Below are 18,935 nucleotides of genomic sequence, written 5' to 3'. Positions count from 1 at the left end.
GCAATTGCAAACTGCTTAAACCGCAAGTGTTTCGGCTTTTCTTAGTGCCATTCGCACATAGTCCACAACCACTAGGCTAATTTGACCACAACGAGCTTCTACATCTTGCAAATCACCTCTAATTTGTGATGTAGTCATTACAGGGTTATCATTCAGCCAAAAAGGTAGACCAATAGCTTCAGCGCAGGCTTGTGCCAGTGGATTCCAGTGAGATTCTTTAAGTGCATTGCTCTTAAAAAGCAACTCAGCAGGAACATCAGGTGCAGCCAAGCGAGAGAGTGTTTTTTTGACCATCTGGCTAGAAGTCATTTCTAGAGCAAAATAAACGGTCGTCAGACCACTTTTGGCAACCCGCAGCGCAATATCTAAGGCAATGGTCGATTTTCCAATTCCCCCGCGACCGCCAATAACAGTCAAAGCACCAAATTGCATCCCGCCGATGGTATTATCCAAGTCATAAAATCCGGTGGTAAGACTAACTTCAATTGCATCTTCACCACTGTTAGAAGCTTCAATCTCAGCGTAGACTTCAGGAACAATAAGAGCCATGGATTTAATTTGATTTTCTTGAGTTGACTGACGTAGTGCGGTTAACTTTTGCTGTGCGATTTCGATGACATCACTCGCAGCCATTTCACCAAACTTTGCAGAGTATGCAGATTGCGCTATTTGGTTAGCAATTGTGATGAGTTTTCTGAGTTTGGCTTTTTCTTTGATCAATTGTGCCAGGGCATCAACGTTAATTGCAGACACGCACCGATCCACAAGAGTTACAAGTTTATTTCTACCGCCAATAACGTGTAACATTCCATGAGATTCTAACCAGTTGGTTAAAAATAATAAGTCAGTGGGCTGTTGTAGTTGGTGCAGTTGTACTGATGCTTGATAAATATTTTTGTGCGCTGTGACGTAAAAATCATCAGGTTGTAAAATTCTCAGTACACGAGTTATGGCCTGTGGGTCAAATAATATCCCTCCCAACACTGCTTCTTCTGCCTCAATCGCCTGGGGCGGTAAATGTTCAGGCATGGTCACTAGATTATCACTATCAAAATCTGCTTGTAACATTTATCGCTCCTAACTAGCTTTAACGAATCTACGTGCTTGCTTGACTTGCGGTACTACAGCGCTCAATGTTCTCAAATCATTAGGGGCGGCGAAAGCAGCTTCAAGGGTTTGTCGTTGTTTAGATTGTGCTGCTTGTTCATCTTGGGCTTGTCGATAGCGCCGCATCAAGTTTGTCCAACCCCCCTTGTTTTTCTCCCAAGTGTTAATCACAGCGATCGCATGGGTTATTTCTTGCTCATATGGGCGTTTGGATTTGGTGGCTAATTCTTTGGCAACTAGGTCAACAACAAGTGGGTTGAAGTTTTGATACTGGTTATTTAGAGAGCTTAAGAACTTGAAAAGTCACAGCCGATATTAGTCATTCCTACTGCTTCAGGAATGCCTCAAGGACAAGGTGAATCACACTCGATAATTTATGTAATCGAACTCCGTAAGCGCTCTTGATTGGGAGTCGGGTGCTTTGTCTGTATTTATTGTGCGTGAACTAGTTCACGCTGTCAACTAGTTAACATGAAGAAAATCATGCTATATTCATGCTATGAATTAACGCATGGGAGAAAACTACGTGTCGAGGATTGCACAACTCAGGGAAGAGAAAGGGTTAACACAGCGTCAAATTGCAGAGACGCTGGGTGTTGACGTGTCCACTGTTCGGAACTGGGAAAAGAGTAGAGAGGGTGTAAAAATGTTTGTTCGTGTGGCAAGGCTTTGTGAACTGTTCGATTGCCAGCCCGTTGATTTATTTGAAGAAGAGCGTATTGGCGATGATTAGTCTTGCTGTCACCAACATCTCTGCTCTGCCATCTGTGCCTTTAGAGAAGCGATCGCAAATGTGTTTAATGAGAGTTCGCAGACTTCAGTATTTTCAGCATGACCAATAAAAACCCCCAAACTGAATATGATTCGCCGTGGAAGAAAATACTAGAACTAGCAGCGTATGCAATACATGACATCATTTGAGCGGATTGCCCGAATGGAATCTTTGTTAGAAGGGATTGAAGTCGGCTTGAAACTGAAATTTGGTACTCTTGGTTTAAGCCTGTTACCAGAAATTTCAACCATTGAGGATGTCGAGCAACTAAGAGCAGTTCTCAAAGGGCTAGAAACAGCTAGTAACCTAGATGAACTGCGTCAAATTTACCAGCACCAGGCAGAAAATTAGCGTTGTTTAATATTCGGTTTTCTAGGTTCAGCGCGCCTTGCTTGACGGCAACAGATGGAGTTGGCCTTTTGCTCAAGCGCTTAAATACGAAACGTTGGGGTTGGCATCCTCTGTAGTAGCATTAAAGATACCTGCTTCATCCCCCCAGCAGTCCCACCCCTGGCGCGACTCTCTTGCAAACATCTCCAGCTTGGTCAAGTTGGGGCGATCGCTTTTGATTTAAACACTGTTAAGTTTTAAAACTAAAATCATTACTTGGTTTAAAAAGCTACAAGTGTTCTAGAGTTTATAAGCCAATCCTGGTTCAGAAAATTGTTAATTCCTTTTTTCAAAAGAATATTACTACTTTTACCCCCGTAAGCCTTGTAACTACAGTTGTTTTGCACGTAATACCAAAAAGCTTTAATCTGTGATGCCCAACATTTGAAAGACTTTGCAGCTTTTTTTTGCTTGAATTATGGTTGACACCAATATATTAGAGCGAGTAGTATTAAATGTCAACAGGTGAGCGCAATAATAACAAGGTCGATTTGCAAATGAAAATTAAAATAGATGTTACTCCTGTAGCATCTTTCCGATGGAATGAAGATAACGCGCAAAAGTTAAGAGAACTGAGGGAAAAGGCTGGGTATAGCCGAAAAGCACTATCAGAACTAGTAGGTATATCTGCTACTTATATTCAACAATTGGAAGCTCCGCACTTGTTTATTAATCGCCCTAAAAAGCCCAAAGAAGTTACTGTTAGCACTGAAATCTTACAAAAGCTTTGCGTTGCATTAAATAGCGATGTATCCTCTTTGATTTGGGATATAAATTGCACTATATATTAGTTGCGCTCCGTTACAAAAAAGTATTGACAAATTACAGGTATGCGTTACAAAGTAACAAATATAAGGGCAGAGGAAAGCAAACAGCCAGCACCCGAACGCGAAAGAGTTGCAAATCAATCCTTACAAATCGAGTTAACGATACCAAACCATAATAACCAGCAGCCACCGGGATTAGCAGCCGGAAGCCTTAAACTTGTAATGGTCAAGCCGCCGCGAGATGATTCCGATGACCCACCACGTCTAAAAACTGGTGGTGAAAACTTCAATCTTTGCACAACAAAGGCGATTGTGGACATTAGTACAGCGATTAGCAATGACCCAACAACAACCTCATGATAAATTTGCCAAGCAGTTTTTAGAGGAATTACTGGCTCCTTTAGGCGAAGTAAAAATCAATAGGGAAGTAACGGATGCAACAAGATTTGTTGATGTGTTGTTTTCGCCTTCCCCCCAAGCACAAGCACAAAGTCTAGGATTACTGGGCAGAATCGCTGTGCTAAATACGACACTGCTAGAACCATTCAGCAATCAACCAAGTAGAACAGAAGTACGCAACTGCTTCCTGAAGCTGTTCGCTGTGATTGCAAGCTCACAACGCAAAGCCAAGCGAGAAAAAACAACCATACCAGAAGATAGTTTAGCGCGGCTGTGGATTATATCACCTAGTATTTCACAACCTCTGTTAGCAGATTTGGAAGTTAAACTAGATTTAGAAAATTGGCCAACTGGGGTTTACTTCTTTCAAAAGTGCTTTAGAGGGGCGTTGATAGCAGTTAATGAGTTGCCTGTTACAGAAGAAACACTATGGTTTAGACTTTTGGGACGAGGGGCAGTTCAAAGACAAGCAGTAAATGAACTGGTTGCGCTGCCAAGAGAAAACCCTAAAAGGCGCAATGTTCTAGAACTAGTTTTTAGTTGGCGAGTCAGTATAGAAGCTCAAGAAATTTTAACCGAAGAAGACCAGGAGTTAATAATGAATTTAACCCAAGCTTATGAAGAGGCTAGAGCGCAAGCTGTACAAGAGGGACAACGCCAAGTTGTAGAAAACCTGTTGCGATTCCGGTTCGGTTCAGTAGACGAGGAACTGTCGGGAGTTGTCAATAGTTTACTACAGTTATCAGCAGAAGAATTTACACCTTTGTGTTTGCAATTATCTCGTGAAGAGTTATTAGCGAGATTTCCCTAGTAAAAGCAATTCTAAAACTCACCACAACACACCAAAAAAACTAGAGCGGTTTATTAACAGCAGACCGCTTTTTCTATGGCATTGCTACGCAAAAAGTAAAAGTACTTTGTGAGGCGAAAACTGTGAGCAACAGTCAAATATTAAACTCATATCTCCAGCAGATAACAACTCAATTTCAACAAGAGCAATTCAATAGAGGTCGTTTGGACGGGCAGTGTGGTTACGATAATGAGAATGTCGGACATATAGCACCTTGCCCGTATTATCATGTTGGGTACATTTGCGGAATTCATGAAAGGCTTTTAGAGTCAAATAACGTGAAACCACACGACTGGAGAAATTGGGAGTTAATTGCCGAGGTACAAAACCCGTCTTATCCAATGTCTTCACCTGCAAAATATCAACTGGTTTCGACCTTGGTAAGCCTAAGTTAAATTAACCACACCAAATTGAAAAGCGGTTTGTCAGAAGCAGACCGCTTTTTATATGGAGAAAATCATGAACAATCTCACATTAGAACAAGCCTTGACATCAGACAATCGTACAGGAAGTGAAGTACTTCTTGGGCTAGAGAACATCTTCGATGCGTTAGTTGAGTTCAAAAATACCAATCCCCAAACTTTTGAGTTTTTCTGTGCAAACAGTGGGGAATCAACTTTAACAGATGCAATTGGAGCATTAGCGCAAGCATTAGAAGTATTAGAAGAAGGATAAAAATTATGCAAGTAACAATTACCATTCCACGCGGTTGGGGTTATCCCAAATTCACATTTGGACAAAGAACCAAGCAAGGCACTGTTGTAGGAATTGAGTTCATTCCTGCTGATAGCTTAATAGCAAAAACTAGCTGTGCTGGGTGGTATTACGGATTACTGCCTGACAAAGATAGCCCAGATATCATTTACCTGACAGAAGATGAAATACAACAGCTTTCGCCATCCGAATCAACTGAAGAGATATTGACCGAAATAGACAATCATTTGAATCAATTAGCAATACTTGAAGCTCAGTTACCAGACAACCTGGATATCAAAACACCGTTTGGAGATGTGAAACCGAAAGTTACCGCATCTAAAGCAAAGAGGGACGCATTGCAAGCATTGCATCAACTCACTGGCAGAATTCAAATAATTCTGTTGAAAAGCGGTTTAGAAACTGGCTAAAGAGTGTTGAGGCTCAAGATTACCCAATTAAAACAGGAAGTTTTAAGGATAGTGGAACTAATGTTGCTGCATTAATCCTGGTGATTGAGCGCCCTGATTATTAAGGAGTAGAATAACAGCAATAATCTAGAAAAATGAAACAGCCTTGCAAAGATTGTCCGTTTCAGAAATCTGTTAAATATGCACTTTTTCCTAAAAAAGCGAGTGATATTTTACATGGAATCACTCACGATAAAGCTTTTCACTGCCACAAGACTGTAGATTATTCCAAGTCAACTGAAGGTCAGATTACTTATAATTCAAAGCTGTGTTTCGGTGCAGCTTTGTTTTTGGAGAATACTGTTAGGGGCGGTTGTCGCTCGAATGTAATGTTTAGGTTTGGTTTGATGCGTCAAGAATTCACTATATCTGATCTACGTAAAGATGAAGGCGTGTATCAGTGTTTTGATGAGTTTTTGAACGAGGTAAGTTATTAAGGACAAAGCGACTTGTTGTTAACAAATCGCTTTTATGTTGGGTTAAAAGTAGTAACTTCGTTCTCAAAACTAAGTCAAAGCTACGCTTAATCAAAATTGAAATCATCTTGGGTTACTAATATGGTACAGGCAATTGCTAATCCCAACGAAACTTTTCTTGCTGATGCTATAGTCGAGCGCCACAATTTCCAGAAGTTAAATAAAACTCGTATTCGATTCAAAATTCAACTCAAGAATAGTACAAAAAGTGCTGCCCCTAAATGGGCAGATGTGCTAAAAACTGAAGGCTCTGAATCAGACCTTGTAAAGGTTACTAATTCTGAAGTCGGGTTGCGGGGCGTCAAAGTATTCAAAAAGTTGGATGAAGCAGCAGCGCAACTGAGGCAAGAGATTTCCTCAGTGCAAGAGTGGATGTCTCCCGATAATGGTGATTGGGTTTGTACGATTGACCTCGCGCCATTAGTGTGGAGCCAGCTAATTAACATTCGAGATGTGATTGCTCCGACCCTTCGCGCACAATTAAAAGATGATTACACTCAAGGATTAGAGGATTATCAACAACGTATTAATCATTTCATTTCACTGAATGTCTGGCAATTACCAGAGGGCAAGCAAGAAGAAATTAAAGCTAACTTACTTAAAGCATTCCCGACATTGCCTGAGTTGGAGGATTATCTACAGGTAATTATCGGTCGTCCAGTGATTATTCCTGCTTTATCCGAACAACTCGACCAAAAACAAGCCGAGTGCCTGCAACAGATAACCCAGTTCATCCAACAGTACGACCAAAATCTAGAACAGAAGCTCAAAGAAGCTGCAATTGCTGGTGGTGAACAGCTAGCCGCCCAGTTGTTGGAGGAGTTAGCCGACTGGGAACCGGGACGCAAGCCCGTGCAGTTCAAGAAGAAGATGGAAAAACATCTAATGAAGGTGCGGGTATTGTTAGCGAATGCTTCTGCTGAAGCTGGAGGCAGCCTTGCCCAAATGATGGAGCATCTGGATTCCATTGTTAATGATCCGGCGATTGAATCTAAGAATCTAAGTGGTGAAGGGCGATCGCTCCTTCAGACGAAGATGGATGAGATCCGTTCAAAACTGCTTGACGAACAACGCAACTTACAGCAGCTTGCAAGTGATGATGTGGGACTGGCAAAAGCTACGGTCATGCAATTCAAGTTCCGATAATCAAAGTCACGATGTCTGTGAGGTGAAGCTTACGGACATCGCACCTAATCGAAGAAGAAGTAGTAGAAACCGTAATAAAAGGTTCGGTTACTACTGTTCGGGTGTCGTTACCAAGTCAAACCTTAAGGAGATAGCAGATGTCACACTTTTCAACAGTCAAAACAAAACTAACCAATCGTGAGTGTTTGGTGCAAGCCCTGGAGGATCTAAAACTATCCCCACAAGTGCATGAACAACCTCAACCATTAACAGGCTATTACGGCGATTCCCAAGGACAAAGCGCTGAGATTATCGTCCCTAGTCACATCATAAAAGCTCGTGCCGATATTGGTTTTAAGTGGAATTCAGTTACTCAAACTTATGAAGCCATACATGATCACTATGAAACGATTCCTGGACTAGGAAAAGACTTTTTCTCAGTCAAGCTAATGCACGCTTATGGTAAAAGACTTGTTCACTCCAAAGCAATTGAATTACAAGAGAAATTCGGGGAATGCAACATCACTCAAGAAACTAATGGTACTGTGCAAACCCTACGCTTGACATTTGGCGGACATCAACAGCAGCAACAATATACAAGGAGATAGTAATGGAAAGAGCAATATTGATTCATTTCGATAGTACTACAGGTGAAGTGAAGGTGGAAGCCGAAGGATTTGACGGGCTTTCTTGTCTAGAAGCGACCAGGCCGTTTGAAGAGGCATTGGGGGTTGTAGAAGACCGCACTTTCAAACCAGAAGCCCAACAGCAACAGATTCGGAGTAAAAATACACATCAAACGCGCCTGCGTCAGTAGTCAGTAATCAGTTATCAGTCAGTTCAAGGACTAATAACTGAGACAAAAACGGCGATGCCGAAAATTTTGAAGTTGTTAAAAGATTGACTATGAACCTGGAAAATTTAATTACCACTATAGATTCTCAAATCCCGATTGTGGCGCTAGAGGTGCTGTCCCCAGAGGAAGCCACAATTATAGAGTGGTTGACAACTACTGTACAAGAAAAACTCCAAATTCCGGTGTTCTTTTGGAACTTGGGAGTTAACGGACTGGAGCAATGTTTGATCGCATCCGATGGGGGACTGGTGTTCAAACCAGTACCAGAATACAAGCGACCTGCTCACGTAGATCCACTGATTTACGTCTTCGAGTATATCCAGAACTTCGACGGTGTAGGGGTGTTTATCTTAGGTGATATTCATCCATTTGTTGTCAAGAACTCGCCGCAATTAAGTTGGGAGATTCTCACAAGAATTAAGAACCTTTACCACAGGTTGAAGCCAACTGATAAGCGAATTATACTGCTTGGTCAAAATATTCAGTTGGAAGAGGCTTTGGTGAGATTAATTCCTTACTTTGAAGTGCCTCTTCCAACAGTTGAACAAATTCAACAGCATTTAGAGTTCTACCTACAGTATCTAAAGGAAGCAGCGACTGAACAAGAAGAATGCTTTAGTGTTGTGCTAACTGCTGTTGACAAAGAAGCCTTATCAAGAGCAGCCCTGGGGTTAACTTTGGAAGAAGTAAGCGACTTTTTCCGATTAACGGTCAAACAAAGTTGGACTAAAGAACAGGGGGTAGTGGTTGATAATTCATTTATCCCCAAGGCAGTAGAGTACAAAACTCGACTACTGTCGCAAATGGGTATTGAGTTGGGCAAACCAGCTACAATCGGTTTTGGTGGGCTGGATTTACTGCGCGAGTGGTTGCAACGGCTGCGGCGGCTGTTTACAACTGAAGCGCGATCGCTCTCATTACCACAACCCAAAGGTGTGCTATTGGCTGGGCCACCGGGATGTCAACCAGCAGGCTCAAAAGTTTTGATGGCTGACGGCAGATGGAAGAACATCGAAGATATCCAGGTTGGGGATTTTGTCTTATCTCCACAGAAGGATAATACGATGATTTCTTCACAAGTCATACAAACTGTGAGCTACAGTGATCGTGACATTTATAAAGTCAGCATGAAGTCGGTTCCCGATAGGTTTTACTATTGTTCTGACGACCATATCATCCCGCATATATCATTACGTCGTCAACGAATAGATGGTAAAAGACCTCGCTCTCAATTTCTGAATGAACTGTCAGTTAAAGACTTCTTGAAGCGAGGTTCTTATTACAGAAATAAAGCTAAAATCTTTTCCTCATCTGCCTACGATTTACTACATCAAGAGCTAACAGTACATCCTTATGTACTTGGTTGTTTCTTGGGTAATGGTTCATTAAGAAAATACAGTAGCCAGAGTTTTTATACCCCATCCATTACTGAATCCAAACGAGAAGTAATTGACAAAATGATTCAGTTGGGGATGAAACTTGGTAAAGAGTATGTTCAAGCAAATCATAATACATCACGTTATTACGCAGTCAAGGAAACACGCCAGCAATTCAACAAATTATTTCCCGACGGAGTAAAAGCGTCCACAAAATTTGTTCCTTCACAGTACAAGTATGCCAGTCTTGAGCAAAGACTATGGTTGTTAGCAGGTCTGATTGATACTGATGGCACTAATTGTGAATTTGGTTCAATGTCACAACAATTAACTGCTGATTTTGCTTACCTCATACATTCTATTGGTGGTTGGGCAAGGCTCAAGAAAGAAACGAAAACCTTTAATGGTAAGCAATTTGAGTTTTACCGAGTTCACTATGCAGTTGGTGAAATTGCTATTCCTACTCAAGTCAAATACAAAACCAGGAAAGTGCGGAATATCAAGTGGAAGAACCACCGCCATCGGCAAGTTGTAGTTGAGCTAACCAATACAAAATCAACTGTATATGGTTTCACAATTGATTCTGAATCACATTGGTATGTAACTGACAACTGGCTCGTTACTCATAACTGCGGTAAAAGCCTGATTGCCAAAAATGTTGCAGATGTACTACAGCTACCACTACTACAACTTGATATCGCCTCAATGCTTGGTTCTCTTGTGGGCGAATCAGAAGGCAATGTTAGACGTGCTTTGAAAACTGCCGAAGCGATCGCCCCCTGCGTCCTGTGGATTGATGAAATTGAGAAAGCCTTGTCTGGTCAGGGTGATAGTTCTGGAGTTTCCCACCGCATCTTGGGCAATCTACTCACATTTATGAGCGAGTGTACTTCTGGTGTGTTCGTTGTGGCAACTTGCAACGACCCCTCTGCACTGCCTAGTGAATTGAAACGCAAAGGTAGATTTGATGAGAACTTTTTCGTCGATTTACCTACTTTACCAGAGCGTGTACAGATTCTCAAGATTCATTTGCAACGATTCGGCATTACTGTGGAGGATGAATACGTAGAAGCGATCGCGTCCAGTACCGCAAAATTCTCCGGCGCAGAACTGGAAACGCTAGCATCTGAAGCTGCTTTGCTGGCATTCGATGAAGGGCGACCGCAGCAGGTATCGCTTGGCGATCTGGAAGTCTGTCGGCAGACGATTACTCCGTTGGCGGTGCAAGATGCTCTTGCAGTCGAGCGCATGAGGGATTGGGCGAAAACTGCCAGGGCGGCATCAAGTGCTATTGCAGATAAACCCACTCAATCGTTGAGGACTGCGAGATTTCGTAATCTGAACTGAGGAACGGGCGATTGCTTTGGACAGAAGCGATCGCTTGAACACACTGTTTTTAAAGGATTAAGAAAATGTCTACCGACCTCGTAACTTATTACGTCAAACTGACCGAATTGACCAGCTTGTTGGTAAATATGGTGCATATCTAGAACAACTGAATAGAGAAACCAAACTCTTGTTTCGCATCACCTTGTCAACTTATGTGTTGATGCAACAAGAATACAATTCTTCTGAATATCCAATGTCATCTGCATTAGAAGATTCTTTGTGTGAGTTGGTAATTCCCAATAGTATTACTAAAGATTTGTACGATATTTTTTCGCAAATTGAGGGATTAATTGTTGATGAAGCCGAGACAATTTTAGAAGCTCTATAACATCAAATTCGTTGGGGTAATGCACGAAAAAATTAATAATCGTTTCACCCCTTCAGCAACAAAAATATTGCTCCGCAGATAGCCATCGATAGCATTAGAAATGTCAAGGAGACGATTGTGAAAAATCAAGGATTGTATTCGGCTGCACTTACAGAACTAACCCAGAGAGGATGCCCTGAAGAATTAGCTGAGTCAGCAGCTACAGTAGTTGCTAATGATGACGCAACAAAAACTGATTTGGGTAGAACTGGAAAAGACCAAAAAGTAATTCAAGAAACTCTGCCTTATTTGCAGAATAAATAAGTAGTTTGGGGAATGTTTCTGAATCGAGAATGTTCCCCTCATATTAATTAAGTAGTCAAAATCATGGAAACATATCTTGTCTATGTCGATGCTGCCAACAACAGCAATAAATTTTGGTCAGCGAAAGTTGAACAGAACAACCTAACTGTTCAATGGGGAAGAGTCGGTTATCAAGCGCAAACTAAAGTTCATTCATGTAGCAGCCATCAACAAGCTGCTTTCAAGTATCATAAACTAATAGCTGAAAAGTTGATGAAAGGCTATAGAAGAAGTCAGCCCATCATCGATAGTAGTTGTGAAGTCTATGAAATGAAAAGAGCGATTGAACTGCTTGATTTTCTACGTTGTTATGTAGAGCAAAAAAAATTTAACGCTGTTTATATTGATTTGCTAAACCAGTACTTGAAAATCGTTCCCACACCTCTAGGAATGCAGATAGATCCATACACAATATATAACACAGTGGAAGATGTAGACCATCAGCGATCGCTACTAACTTCTTTACTCCCAAATGAATCCATCAAAACTGAACAATCCGCTGTTAGCAAAAGCTTTCGTTGCTGGATGTCTGGCAATGACTCTTTATTGTGAGCATCTTCACTCTAAAGTTCAACAGCACCAGCAATACGTAAGCTCACAACGAGAACTGATTGGGGCGATCGCAGTTGTTTGTACTTCCACCATCCAGGAGGTACATGCGCTGCGGCTGCTGATTTGTAAGGGAGAAGCGGAATGTCGGCGGTATCTGCGGAGAACGTGGTCAATAACAAGGTAGTATACAGCAGTTACTTGAATACTAAGGCAGCAAGCTCATGGTAAAAATTATAGGTACTGAGGGAGACGATACTTTAGTTGGAACTGCTGGGAATGATATATTTCTCGGCAGTGCAGGTGACGACATCTTGCTTGGTGGAAAGGGTAGCGATACTGTTGACTACAGCGATTTAGGGCAAGCTGTAATTATTAAACCAAGGTTTATCCAAAAAGGTGTGATTGGAACTGATACGTTTAAAGATTTCTTTGAAGCCGTGATCGGTGCGACTGGACAAGCTAACAGTATTGATGCTACTACTGACAGTACAAATGTATCAATAGTAGTGAACTTATCTCAACAAAGGCTAGAGATTAGACCTGTGGGTTCGTCACCGATAGTAGTCAAGGTGAAAAATTTTGTCAATGTAATTGGTACAAATCAAAATGATCGGATTACTGGTAATGCTAAAGATAATAAATTATCTGGTAGTGGCGGCAATGACATCATCACAGGCAGTGCAGGCAATGATATCTTAGATGGTGGAGATGGCATTGACACGGCAGATTACAGCAAAATAGGTGTAAGCTCTACTATCTTCATTGACGGAACTTTAAAAAAAGGTGGTGGACTAGGTACAGATTTACTTGGCAATTTTGAAAACCTTGTTGCTGATGCTAGTGCAGTAAATAACATTATAGATGCCTCAATTGCTCCTTCAGCACCCTTGTTAGTTGGAGATGCATCAGTTAACGTTAACCTTGAAAGTCAAAGTTTCGTAATTAATAATGTTCCTAATATAGGCACAGTTGAATTCACATTTATAAACTTTGATAATGTTAAAGGTACAAATCAAAGTGACATCATTGTTGGAGATAGGCAAAATAATCTGTTATTTGGCAATGGCGGTAACGATACACTTTCTGGCAAAAGTGGCAATGATACACTCGTTGGTGGGTTAGGTACAGATACTCTTACTGGTGGACTCGGTGCAGATAAATTCATTTTTACCAATGTATTAGAGGGTGTTGACATTATCAAAGACTTCAAGGCTGTTGAAGGTGATAAAATTCAAGTTTCTCAAGCAGGGTTTGGTGCTATTGACCTGAGTGACTTCAGTTATGATCCCCTAAATGGTTCTTTGTTCTTCCAAGAATCTAGATTCGCCATTGTTGAAAATAAGCCTATTGGTTTTCAAGCTAATCTAGACATTCAACTAGTTTAAACTCAGGGATTATGTAAGTTCGACATGTAACAGGACTTAGATAAAAATAAACAAAAAAATACCTTAAACATATATATGGAGAAACTTTGACATCAATTTGCTTAGTTTCCTGATATATCTGGGTTTCAAGTATTTTTGAGTATTTGGTGTATTTCCTTTACTCTATAGGGGTTTAAGGTTAGTTTTTGCGTCAAAAATGTTTAAGTCCCGTTAGATGCCAACGGTAACGCTGTGTACTACTTGAATGACGCAATGGGTCGTGTGATTGGATTAGCTGATAGTAATGGTGCAAGTTCAGGAAAGTTTCTTTATGATGCATTCGGCAACATCTTGTCATAGGTAAGTGGTGCAGATAATGATGGAGGTAGTGACTTTAGATTCCAAGGGCAGTGGTTAGAGTCGGAAAGCGGTTTGTACAATTTTAGGGCAAGGAATTACGATCCTGCAATGTGTCAAAAACGCTAAAAATCAGATTTTTCTAAACAAGCTTACAAACTTGAAGAACTTGACAAATTATTTATCACTGCGGTCAAATAATTCGTCGTTCTACAACAGCTAAACTATGAAAAGTTGCAGAATAACTGTTTGGGAGTTGGTTTACTTTGTGGTTCTGGGAAAAAGACTCAGTTGAATACGAGATATTCAAACAATATGAACGAGCGTTAGTCAGTCTCGGCGTTAACTTTTCGCGCTTAAGAAGTTCAAGACGCTTTAGAAAGTTGCACCTATGGGTTAGAAGATGCCTTGAGAAGAACAATTGAGTATGTACTTTGGTTACGCGAACACCAAAGAGAGATTTTTCCAAATGCAATTTTAATTCGAGCTTTGCAAAACCAATGGAAGCCTATTGCATGGCGCTCGGAGTACCTGAAACTACCTATTTTAGAGTCACCGGGGCAAAGGTGGTGGAATGCGGCAGCTTCCATGTGGGGGTACGATGTACGTAATTGCCTTAATTTATAGGACAGCTTAATTTTTGTCTAAGTCCCATTAGAAGCCTACTGCCGTAGAATCACAATTAGTTTTCACGGGGATGCGGATAATAAACTCTGCCCCCTGTTGTGGTTGGGAATCAACTTCTAGAGTCCCTCCATGCTTTTCCACCACAATAGCTTGAGCGATCGCTAATCCTAATCCCGTCCCTTTGCCAATACTTTTAGTCGTATATAGATGCTGAAAAATCTTCTGCTTCACCTCCTGGGTCATGCCAATGCCATTATCTTGAATGCGGATCGCTACTGATTGACCATTGCTTTCTAGTTCTGTTTTCAAGGTAATCTGGTTAGGATGAGCTTGAATTTCGGCAATACTTTTGCCTTGGTTGGACTCTTCTAGAGCATCAATTGCATTCGCCAGAATATTCATGAATACCTGGTTGAGTTGACCCGCATAACACTCTACTTGAGGAATATTGCCATAAAGAGCAATGACCTCAATTGCAGGGCGCAATTCATTGGCTTTCAGGCGATGTTTGAGAATTAGAATAGTACTATCAAGCCCTTCATGCAGGTTATACAGTATTGGGCGATCGCTATCACTGCGGGAAAAGGTTCGTAAGCTTGTACTGATATTACAGATGCGATCAACTCCTTGTGTCATCGAACCGATCAGTTTGGGTAAATCTTCTCGGATATACTTCAGGTCAATAACTGCGATCTCCTCTTCAATCTCTTCACCGGGATAGGGAAACTTCGCTTGATATAGATCGATTAATCGAAACAGATCGTTGATGTAATCCAGGGCTGGTTGAATATTGCCCCTCAAAAATCCGACTGGGTTGTTGATTTCGTGGGCAACCCCAGCAATCAGATTACCCAGCGCTGACATTTTTTCGCTTTGAATTAGTTGAAGTTGCGCTGCTTGAAATTCAGCAGTCTTCAGAGCAACCTCATGTTCCAAAACTTGGGTGAGACGGCGCAATTGCAGGTGGGTTTTCACCCGTGCCAACACTTCCTTCTCTTGGAAAGGCTTGGTAACATAATCGACTGCCCCCAACGAGAGCGCCTGCACCTTAGTGTCGGTATCAGACAAAGCTGTCATAAAAATGACAGGAATATCTTGAGTTTTCGGGTTGGATTTCAGTCGTTGACAGGTTTCAAATCCGTTAATTCCCGGCATCATTACATCCAATAAAATCAGATCAGGAAGCCGACGTTCCAAGCGTTGCAGGGCACTTTCACCACTGGTTGCGATCGCCACAGCAAAGCCTGCATCACTAAGCGTTTCAGAAATGACATCCAGATTTGTAGGGGTGTCATCTACAATCAAAATTAAACTCAGTGCTGGTGACATTTTGACAACTCCCTAGTTATTGCGATGTAAATGCTGTTGCAGCAACTGTTCTAGCTTTTCTTCCTGAAACTGTTTCGCCAGTTGTATAACCTGTTGGACAAAGGGTTGGTAGCGATCGCTGTTTTGGCCAATTTGCTCGGCAACTTCAGCTAGCTGTTTGAAAAGCCCATCATGTAATAATTCCAGTAACTGTTGTAAATCTTCTGCTGGGGGTGGAATGAGTGATTGAGAGGATGCAGGCGATGTGTTTAATTCTGTTTCAGCATATAGCCAGGTGAGGTTGAGATGGTTCGCCAGCAAGTTAAACAAATCGTCTGCTTGTACAGGTTTTGCAAGAAAATCATCTCCGCCTGCCGCCAAACTCATCTGCTGATCGATTTGAGCCACCGATGCCGAAGAAACAATCACCGACAACTGTTTTAATTCGTCGTCAGACCGCAACTGTTTCAACATCTCAAAGCCATCCATGATTGGCATTGCTAAATCCGTAATCATCAGGTCTGGTAATTGCTCTCTGGCTTTGTCTAAGCCCTCCTGACCGTTTTGGGCTTCCCTCAACTTGAAACCCAGAGGTTCTAGCAGATTTACTAACACAGAACGGTTTTCCCAGCGATCGTCCACAATCAAAATGTGACGGGGTTGCCCCTGATAACTAATGATTTGCTGTCCGGCATTCACGGTATGATGCTGTACCCAATCTGCGGCGATGGGAAATTCTGCATCAAAGAAGAAGTCGCTGCCCACACTCAGTTGACTCTTAACTTGAATTTGTCCGCCCATCAGTTGCACAATTTTTTGACTGATAGCTAGACCCAAACCTGTGCCCTCAGCTTGGCGTTGGCGATCGCCCACCTGTTCAAACGCCTGAAATAGCTGATTCACATCTGATGATGCAATGCCAATTCCAGTATCAGCAATCAAGAATTGCAGTCGCACAGATTGAGGATTTTCAGTGACAACCTTCTCAACTTTCAATGTCACACTGCCTCGGTCTGTAAACTTAATTGCATTGCCCAATAAATTAATTAATACTTGGCGCAGGCGTTTTTCATCTGCTTCAATACCTATAGGTAAGTCTGTATCTGGTTGGTAATGAAACTCAAGACCCTTTTGATCCACACGGATACGACAAATTTCCACAACCCCTTGCACAAAAGATGGGAAATGCAGCGCTTTTGGGGAAAGTTCTAGTTTGCGGGCTTCGATTTTAGACAAATCTAGAATGTCGTTGATCAACGTCAACAAGTGGGAGCCACATTGGTGAATTATGTTCACTCCATGACGCTCTTTATCAGCTAAAGCTTTAGAACGGTTGAGGATTTGAGCATAGCCAAGAATGCCGTTGAGAGGGGTACGGAGTTCGTGGCTCATATTCGCAAGAAATTCGCTTTTGGCTTGATTGGCGCTGTCTGCTTCTTCTTTGGCTGCTTTGAGTTCAACAGTTCGTGCTGACACACGCTCTTCTAACCCTTCAATCAAACCTCTTAATTGAGATGCCATCTGGTTAAAGGACTGACCCAATACTTCTAATTCATTCACTCCTCGAATCTCAACCGTTTCGTTAAGTTGTCCAGAAGCGAGCGCTTGACTTGCTGCCTTCAATTTGAGAATGGGTCGAGCAATCCAACGGGATGTGTAAATCCCTAAGACTGTTGTTACACCTAAAGCAGCGAGACACAACCACAGCGTGTTACGCAGACTAGCATTGATTTGTGCCATGAAGTCTGATTCTGGGATGACAACGATTGTTAACCAATCTAATCCTCGACCGTCACTGAGCGGTTGCACACGTACAAGTTGACGCTTGCCGTTGAATTCAAAAACGAAGTTTTGACTCTTAGTAATTTGATTAAGATTGCCAAACCGTTGCCATAATTGTTTTGCCGTCGCCTGAGTCAGAGGATTGCGGCTTTGTGTAGCCACTAGCCGAATTTGTTTATTTCCATCTGCCACATACGGTTGCTCCAAAGTTGAACTAGCAACTATTTCTCCAGAACGCTCCACAATGAAAGTCTGTCCAGATTGACTGATTTTGAGATTTCGGAGAAACTGACTAATCTGAGGCAAGAAAATCTCAACTCCGATTACGCCTTGGAATTTACCTGTATTACTATATATAGGTGTGCCAGCTTTCACTTCTAGAGCCAAAACACTAGAAGAAAGAGAAATTTCACTCCATCCGGATTGTCCAGGTTTTGGTGCGGTTGAACCTCCAGGATATTTGAGAAGAAGATACTCATTACTGTCAAATTCTGCACTTTTGAGCAGTTTAGTCCGCCGACCCTGCTCATCTAGCAAATAGACATTTCTGTTTTTCCCGGTAGATCGATCCTTAACTTTGACGATGAATTGACCATCGTCTAACTTTTGAATGCCGATAAATTGACCTTGATTGTCTGCGTAGTAAAGATACGGAATGATTGCGTGAGTTTTGATTTGCTTGAAAAAGAATTTTTCTAGTGCTGGGGAATCTTCGACATTGAGATTGCCACTGTAAATACTGGAGAGTAGAACTTGGTTAACGATATGGGGAGTATTTAAAAATCCTACTGTTTCTTTCTCAGTGCGATCAGCAACTTCTTGTTCCAATCTATTAGCTAACTCATTGACAGCTTGTTGCCCACTTTTAAATGAGAGATACCCAACAAATCCCACTACTGCGAAAATTTGTAGCACAAACGGAACAATCAAAATTGCTCGCAGCGGCACTTGATGAATGGTTTTGCTCTTTAAGTTCAATGAGGATAACATAGAGTTAGCCCTTGGGATATCAGGCTGATTAGATACATTGTTATTGTTCCCTCACTGAGCCAAAACCTAACACAGCGGTTGAGTTTAACACGGTTGCTTATTTCACACCTTAAGCGAATGTTGACAAGATTCCGTCTGCTAAATAACACTTGCCACCTTATCCGTTGAAAAATTAGCTACAGTCGCGCAAGGAAGTTTCGAGGTCGCTCCTCTCCATAACCCTTCTTAACAGCGCTTTTGGGTGAGTCAATCAATTAATTGCTACCACATAGGCTAAGTTATATTCACCCAGTTTTCTAAGAAATTGGCTACTTTCACCCTCCGGGTTCGCAGTCGCTTTAAGTCGGGCATTGCCCGCCCAACGCGCTGCTCACCATATAAACTATCAGCTAGTACTAGGTACAGTCCGGCGTAAATAAGCAGACCATTAAATAGCCAAAACTTTGCCCTTATATGTCCCCTTAAAAGGTTTAGCTATTGTTTGATTAAAGTAGTTGATAAAGTTAAGAATTCGATTTTTTAAATCATCTTGACTAGACCTATCTTTAAAATAAATTTTATAAGAAAATAAACAGAGGAGATAAAAAAGCAAGTATTAATAACGACAAGTCCCTT

General features: G+C 41.6%; 21 protein-coding genes. 16 read left to right on the top strand and 5 right to left on the bottom strand.

Going from position 1 to position 18,935, the window contains the following annotated elements:
* Positions 1-15: 15 nt before the first annotated feature.
* Both AC5JMF_RS15040 and AC5JMF_RS15035 read right to left on the bottom strand, forming a co-directional pair.
* Entirely contained in the window at positions 16-1,068 is a 1,053-nt protein-coding gene (locus tag AC5JMF_RS15040) for a replicative DNA helicase (protein WP_495796533.1), read from the bottom strand.
* Positions 1,069-1,077: 9 nt separating this feature from the next.
* Entirely contained in the window at positions 1,078-1,278 is a 201-nt protein-coding gene (locus AC5JMF_RS15035; RefSeq protein ID WP_495796532.1) for a hypothetical protein, read from the bottom strand.
* Positions 1,279-1,618: 340 nt separating this feature from the next.
* On the opposite strand from AC5JMF_RS15035, the gene AC5JMF_RS15030 reads away from it, so the two are divergent.
* The 15 genes from AC5JMF_RS15030 to AC5JMF_RS14960 all read left to right on the top strand — a co-directional run bounded on the left by AC5JMF_RS15030 (position 1,619) and on the right by AC5JMF_RS14960 (position 11,892).
* Positions 1,619-1,840, top strand: coding sequence for a helix-turn-helix transcriptional regulator (locus AC5JMF_RS15030; protein WP_495796531.1), 222 nt, complete (start codon positions 1,619-1,621; stop codon positions 1,838-1,840).
* Between the two features lie 174 nt (positions 1,841-2,014).
* The gene (locus tag AC5JMF_RS15025) at positions 2,015-2,230 is read left to right on the top strand and encodes a hypothetical protein (RefSeq protein ID WP_495796530.1); all 216 of its coding nucleotides are present in this window, start codon (positions 2,015-2,017) and stop codon (positions 2,228-2,230) included.
* Between the two features lie 494 nt (positions 2,231-2,724).
* On the top strand, positions 2,725-3,060 hold the full coding sequence (locus AC5JMF_RS15020) for a helix-turn-helix domain-containing protein (protein ID WP_495796529.1): 336 nt from the start codon (positions 2,725-2,727) through the stop codon (positions 3,058-3,060).
* Between the two features lie 39 nt (positions 3,061-3,099).
* On the top strand, positions 3,100-3,396 hold the full coding sequence (locus AC5JMF_RS15015; RefSeq protein WP_495796528.1) for a hypothetical protein: 297 nt from the start codon (positions 3,100-3,102) through the stop codon (positions 3,394-3,396).
* Positions 3,374-4,246 carry a hypothetical protein gene (locus AC5JMF_RS15010; RefSeq protein WP_495796527.1) on the top strand — a complete coding sequence of 291 codons (873 nt, stop codon included), beginning with the start codon at positions 3,374-3,376 and terminating at the stop codon, positions 4,244-4,246. Before AC5JMF_RS15015 ends, AC5JMF_RS15010 begins: the two co-directional genes overlap by 23 nt.
* A gap of 498 nt (positions 4,247-4,744) precedes the next feature.
* Positions 4,745-4,960, top strand: a complete 216-nt coding sequence (locus tag AC5JMF_RS15005; protein WP_495796526.1) for a hypothetical protein — start codon at positions 4,745-4,747, stop codon at positions 4,958-4,960.
* 5 nt (positions 4,961-4,965) lie between these two features.
* Positions 4,966-5,409: a hypothetical protein gene (locus tag AC5JMF_RS15000; RefSeq protein WP_495796525.1), complete on the top strand. Its 444-nt coding sequence runs from the start codon at positions 4,966-4,968 to the stop codon at positions 5,407-5,409.
* 134 nt (positions 5,410-5,543) lie between these two features.
* Positions 5,544-5,885: a hypothetical protein gene (locus AC5JMF_RS14995; protein ID WP_495796524.1), complete on the top strand. Its 342-nt coding sequence runs from the start codon at positions 5,544-5,546 to the stop codon at positions 5,883-5,885.
* Between the two features lie 120 nt (positions 5,886-6,005).
* Complete coding sequence (locus AC5JMF_RS14990; protein ID WP_495796523.1) at positions 6,006-7,070, top strand: hypothetical protein; 1,065 nt, start codon at positions 6,006-6,008, stop codon at positions 7,068-7,070.
* 137 nt (positions 7,071-7,207) lie between these two features.
* Positions 7,208-7,657 (top strand): DUF1257 domain-containing protein, encoded by a 450-nt coding sequence (locus AC5JMF_RS14985; RefSeq protein WP_495796522.1) that lies wholly within the window; start codon positions 7,208-7,210, stop codon positions 7,655-7,657.
* Positions 7,658-7,659: 2 nt separating this feature from the next.
* Positions 7,660-7,866 (top strand): DUF2997 domain-containing protein, encoded by a 207-nt coding sequence (locus AC5JMF_RS14980; protein WP_495796521.1) that lies wholly within the window; start codon positions 7,660-7,662, stop codon positions 7,864-7,866.
* An 89-nt stretch (positions 7,867-7,955) separates the two neighbouring features.
* Complete coding sequence (locus tag AC5JMF_RS14975) at positions 7,956-10,628, top strand: AAA family ATPase (RefSeq protein ID WP_495796520.1); 2,673 nt, start codon at positions 7,956-7,958, stop codon at positions 10,626-10,628.
* Positions 10,629-10,797: 169 nt separating this feature from the next.
* Positions 10,798-10,998 (top strand): hypothetical protein, encoded by a 201-nt coding sequence (locus AC5JMF_RS14970; RefSeq protein ID WP_495796519.1) that lies wholly within the window; start codon positions 10,798-10,800, stop codon positions 10,996-10,998.
* Between the two features lie 117 nt (positions 10,999-11,115).
* Positions 11,116-11,301 carry a hypothetical protein gene (locus AC5JMF_RS14965; protein ID WP_495796518.1) on the top strand — a complete coding sequence of 62 codons (186 nt, stop codon included), beginning with the start codon at positions 11,116-11,118 and terminating at the stop codon, positions 11,299-11,301.
* Positions 11,302-11,364: 63 nt separating this feature from the next.
* Positions 11,365-11,892 (top strand): WGR domain-containing protein, encoded by a 528-nt coding sequence (locus tag AC5JMF_RS14960; protein ID WP_495796517.1) that lies wholly within the window; start codon positions 11,365-11,367, stop codon positions 11,890-11,892.
* 11 nt (positions 11,893-11,903) lie between these two features.
* Here AC5JMF_RS14960 and AC5JMF_RS14955 read toward each other — a convergent pair whose 3' ends face one another.
* Positions 11,904-12,071, bottom strand: coding sequence for a hypothetical protein (locus AC5JMF_RS14955; protein ID WP_495796516.1), 168 nt, complete (start codon positions 12,069-12,071; stop codon positions 11,904-11,906).
* Positions 12,072-12,113: 42 nt separating this feature from the next.
* On the opposite strand from AC5JMF_RS14955, the gene AC5JMF_RS14950 reads away from it, so the two are divergent.
* Positions 12,114-13,277 (top strand): calcium-binding protein, encoded by a 1,164-nt coding sequence (locus tag AC5JMF_RS14950; protein WP_495796515.1) that lies wholly within the window; start codon positions 12,114-12,116, stop codon positions 13,275-13,277.
* A gap of 990 nt (positions 13,278-14,267) precedes the next feature.
* Here the strand turns inward: AC5JMF_RS14950 and AC5JMF_RS14945 are convergent.
* Together AC5JMF_RS14945 and AC5JMF_RS14940 are read right to left on the bottom strand one after the other, a co-directional pair.
* The gene (locus AC5JMF_RS14945) at positions 14,268-15,569 is read right to left on the bottom strand and encodes a sensor histidine kinase (protein WP_495796514.1); all 1,302 of its coding nucleotides are present in this window, start codon (positions 15,567-15,569) and stop codon (positions 14,268-14,270) included.
* Positions 15,570-15,581: 12 nt separating this feature from the next.
* Positions 15,582-18,320 carry a hybrid sensor histidine kinase/response regulator gene (locus tag AC5JMF_RS14940; RefSeq protein ID WP_495796513.1) on the bottom strand — a complete coding sequence of 913 codons (2,739 nt, stop codon included), beginning with the start codon at positions 18,318-18,320 and terminating at the stop codon, positions 15,582-15,584.
* Positions 18,321-18,935: the final 615 nt, after the last annotated feature.

Source organism: Desmonostoc vinosum, from assembly GCF_059505385.1.
Note: the sequence above shows the minus strand (reverse complement) of the source record. Positions and strands in the feature narration are given on the sequence as shown.

What these genes read in the sequence shown, in the direction of transcription:
- AC5JMF_RS15040 (WP_495796533.1), bottom strand. Translation starts at nt 1,068, where the DNA reads ATGTTACAAGCAGATTTTGATAGTGATAATCTAGTGACCATGCCTGAA.
- AC5JMF_RS15030 (WP_495796531.1), top strand. Translation starts at nt 1,619, where the DNA reads ATGGGAGAAAACTACGTGTCGAGGATTGCACAACTCAGGGAAGAGAAA.
- AC5JMF_RS15025 (WP_495796530.1), top strand. Translation starts at nt 2,015, where the DNA reads ATGACATCATTTGAGCGGATTGCCCGAATGGAATCTTTGTTAGAAGGG.
- AC5JMF_RS15020 (WP_495796529.1), top strand. Translation starts at nt 2,725, where the DNA reads ATGTCAACAGGTGAGCGCAATAATAACAAGGTCGATTTGCAAATGAAA.
- AC5JMF_RS15015 (WP_495796528.1), top strand. Translation starts at nt 3,100, where the DNA reads ATGCGTTACAAAGTAACAAATATAAGGGCAGAGGAAAGCAAACAGCCA.
- AC5JMF_RS15010 (WP_495796527.1), top strand. Translation starts at nt 3,374, where the DNA reads ATGACCCAACAACAACCTCATGATAAATTTGCCAAGCAGTTTTTAGAG.
- AC5JMF_RS15005 (WP_495796526.1), top strand. Translation starts at nt 4,745, where the DNA reads ATGAACAATCTCACATTAGAACAAGCCTTGACATCAGACAATCGTACA.
- AC5JMF_RS15000 (WP_495796525.1), top strand. Translation starts at nt 4,966, where the DNA reads ATGCAAGTAACAATTACCATTCCACGCGGTTGGGGTTATCCCAAATTC.
- AC5JMF_RS14995 (WP_495796524.1), top strand. Translation starts at nt 5,544, where the DNA reads ATGAAACAGCCTTGCAAAGATTGTCCGTTTCAGAAATCTGTTAAATAT.
- AC5JMF_RS14990 (WP_495796523.1), top strand. Translation starts at nt 6,006, where the DNA reads ATGGTACAGGCAATTGCTAATCCCAACGAAACTTTTCTTGCTGATGCT.
- AC5JMF_RS14985 (WP_495796522.1), top strand. Translation starts at nt 7,208, where the DNA reads ATGTCACACTTTTCAACAGTCAAAACAAAACTAACCAATCGTGAGTGT.
- AC5JMF_RS14980 (WP_495796521.1), top strand. Translation starts at nt 7,660, where the DNA reads ATGGAAAGAGCAATATTGATTCATTTCGATAGTACTACAGGTGAAGTG.
- AC5JMF_RS14975 (WP_495796520.1), top strand. Translation starts at nt 7,956, where the DNA reads ATGAACCTGGAAAATTTAATTACCACTATAGATTCTCAAATCCCGATT.
- AC5JMF_RS14960 (WP_495796517.1), top strand. Translation starts at nt 11,365, where the DNA reads ATGGAAACATATCTTGTCTATGTCGATGCTGCCAACAACAGCAATAAA.
- AC5JMF_RS14950 (WP_495796515.1), top strand. Translation starts at nt 12,114, where the DNA reads ATGGTAAAAATTATAGGTACTGAGGGAGACGATACTTTAGTTGGAACT.
- AC5JMF_RS14945 (WP_495796514.1), bottom strand. Translation starts at nt 15,569, where the DNA reads ATGTCACCAGCACTGAGTTTAATTTTGATTGTAGATGACACCCCTACA.
- AC5JMF_RS14940 (WP_495796513.1), bottom strand. Translation starts at nt 18,320, where the DNA reads ATGTTATCCTCATTGAACTTAAAGAGCAAAACCATTCATCAAGTGCCG.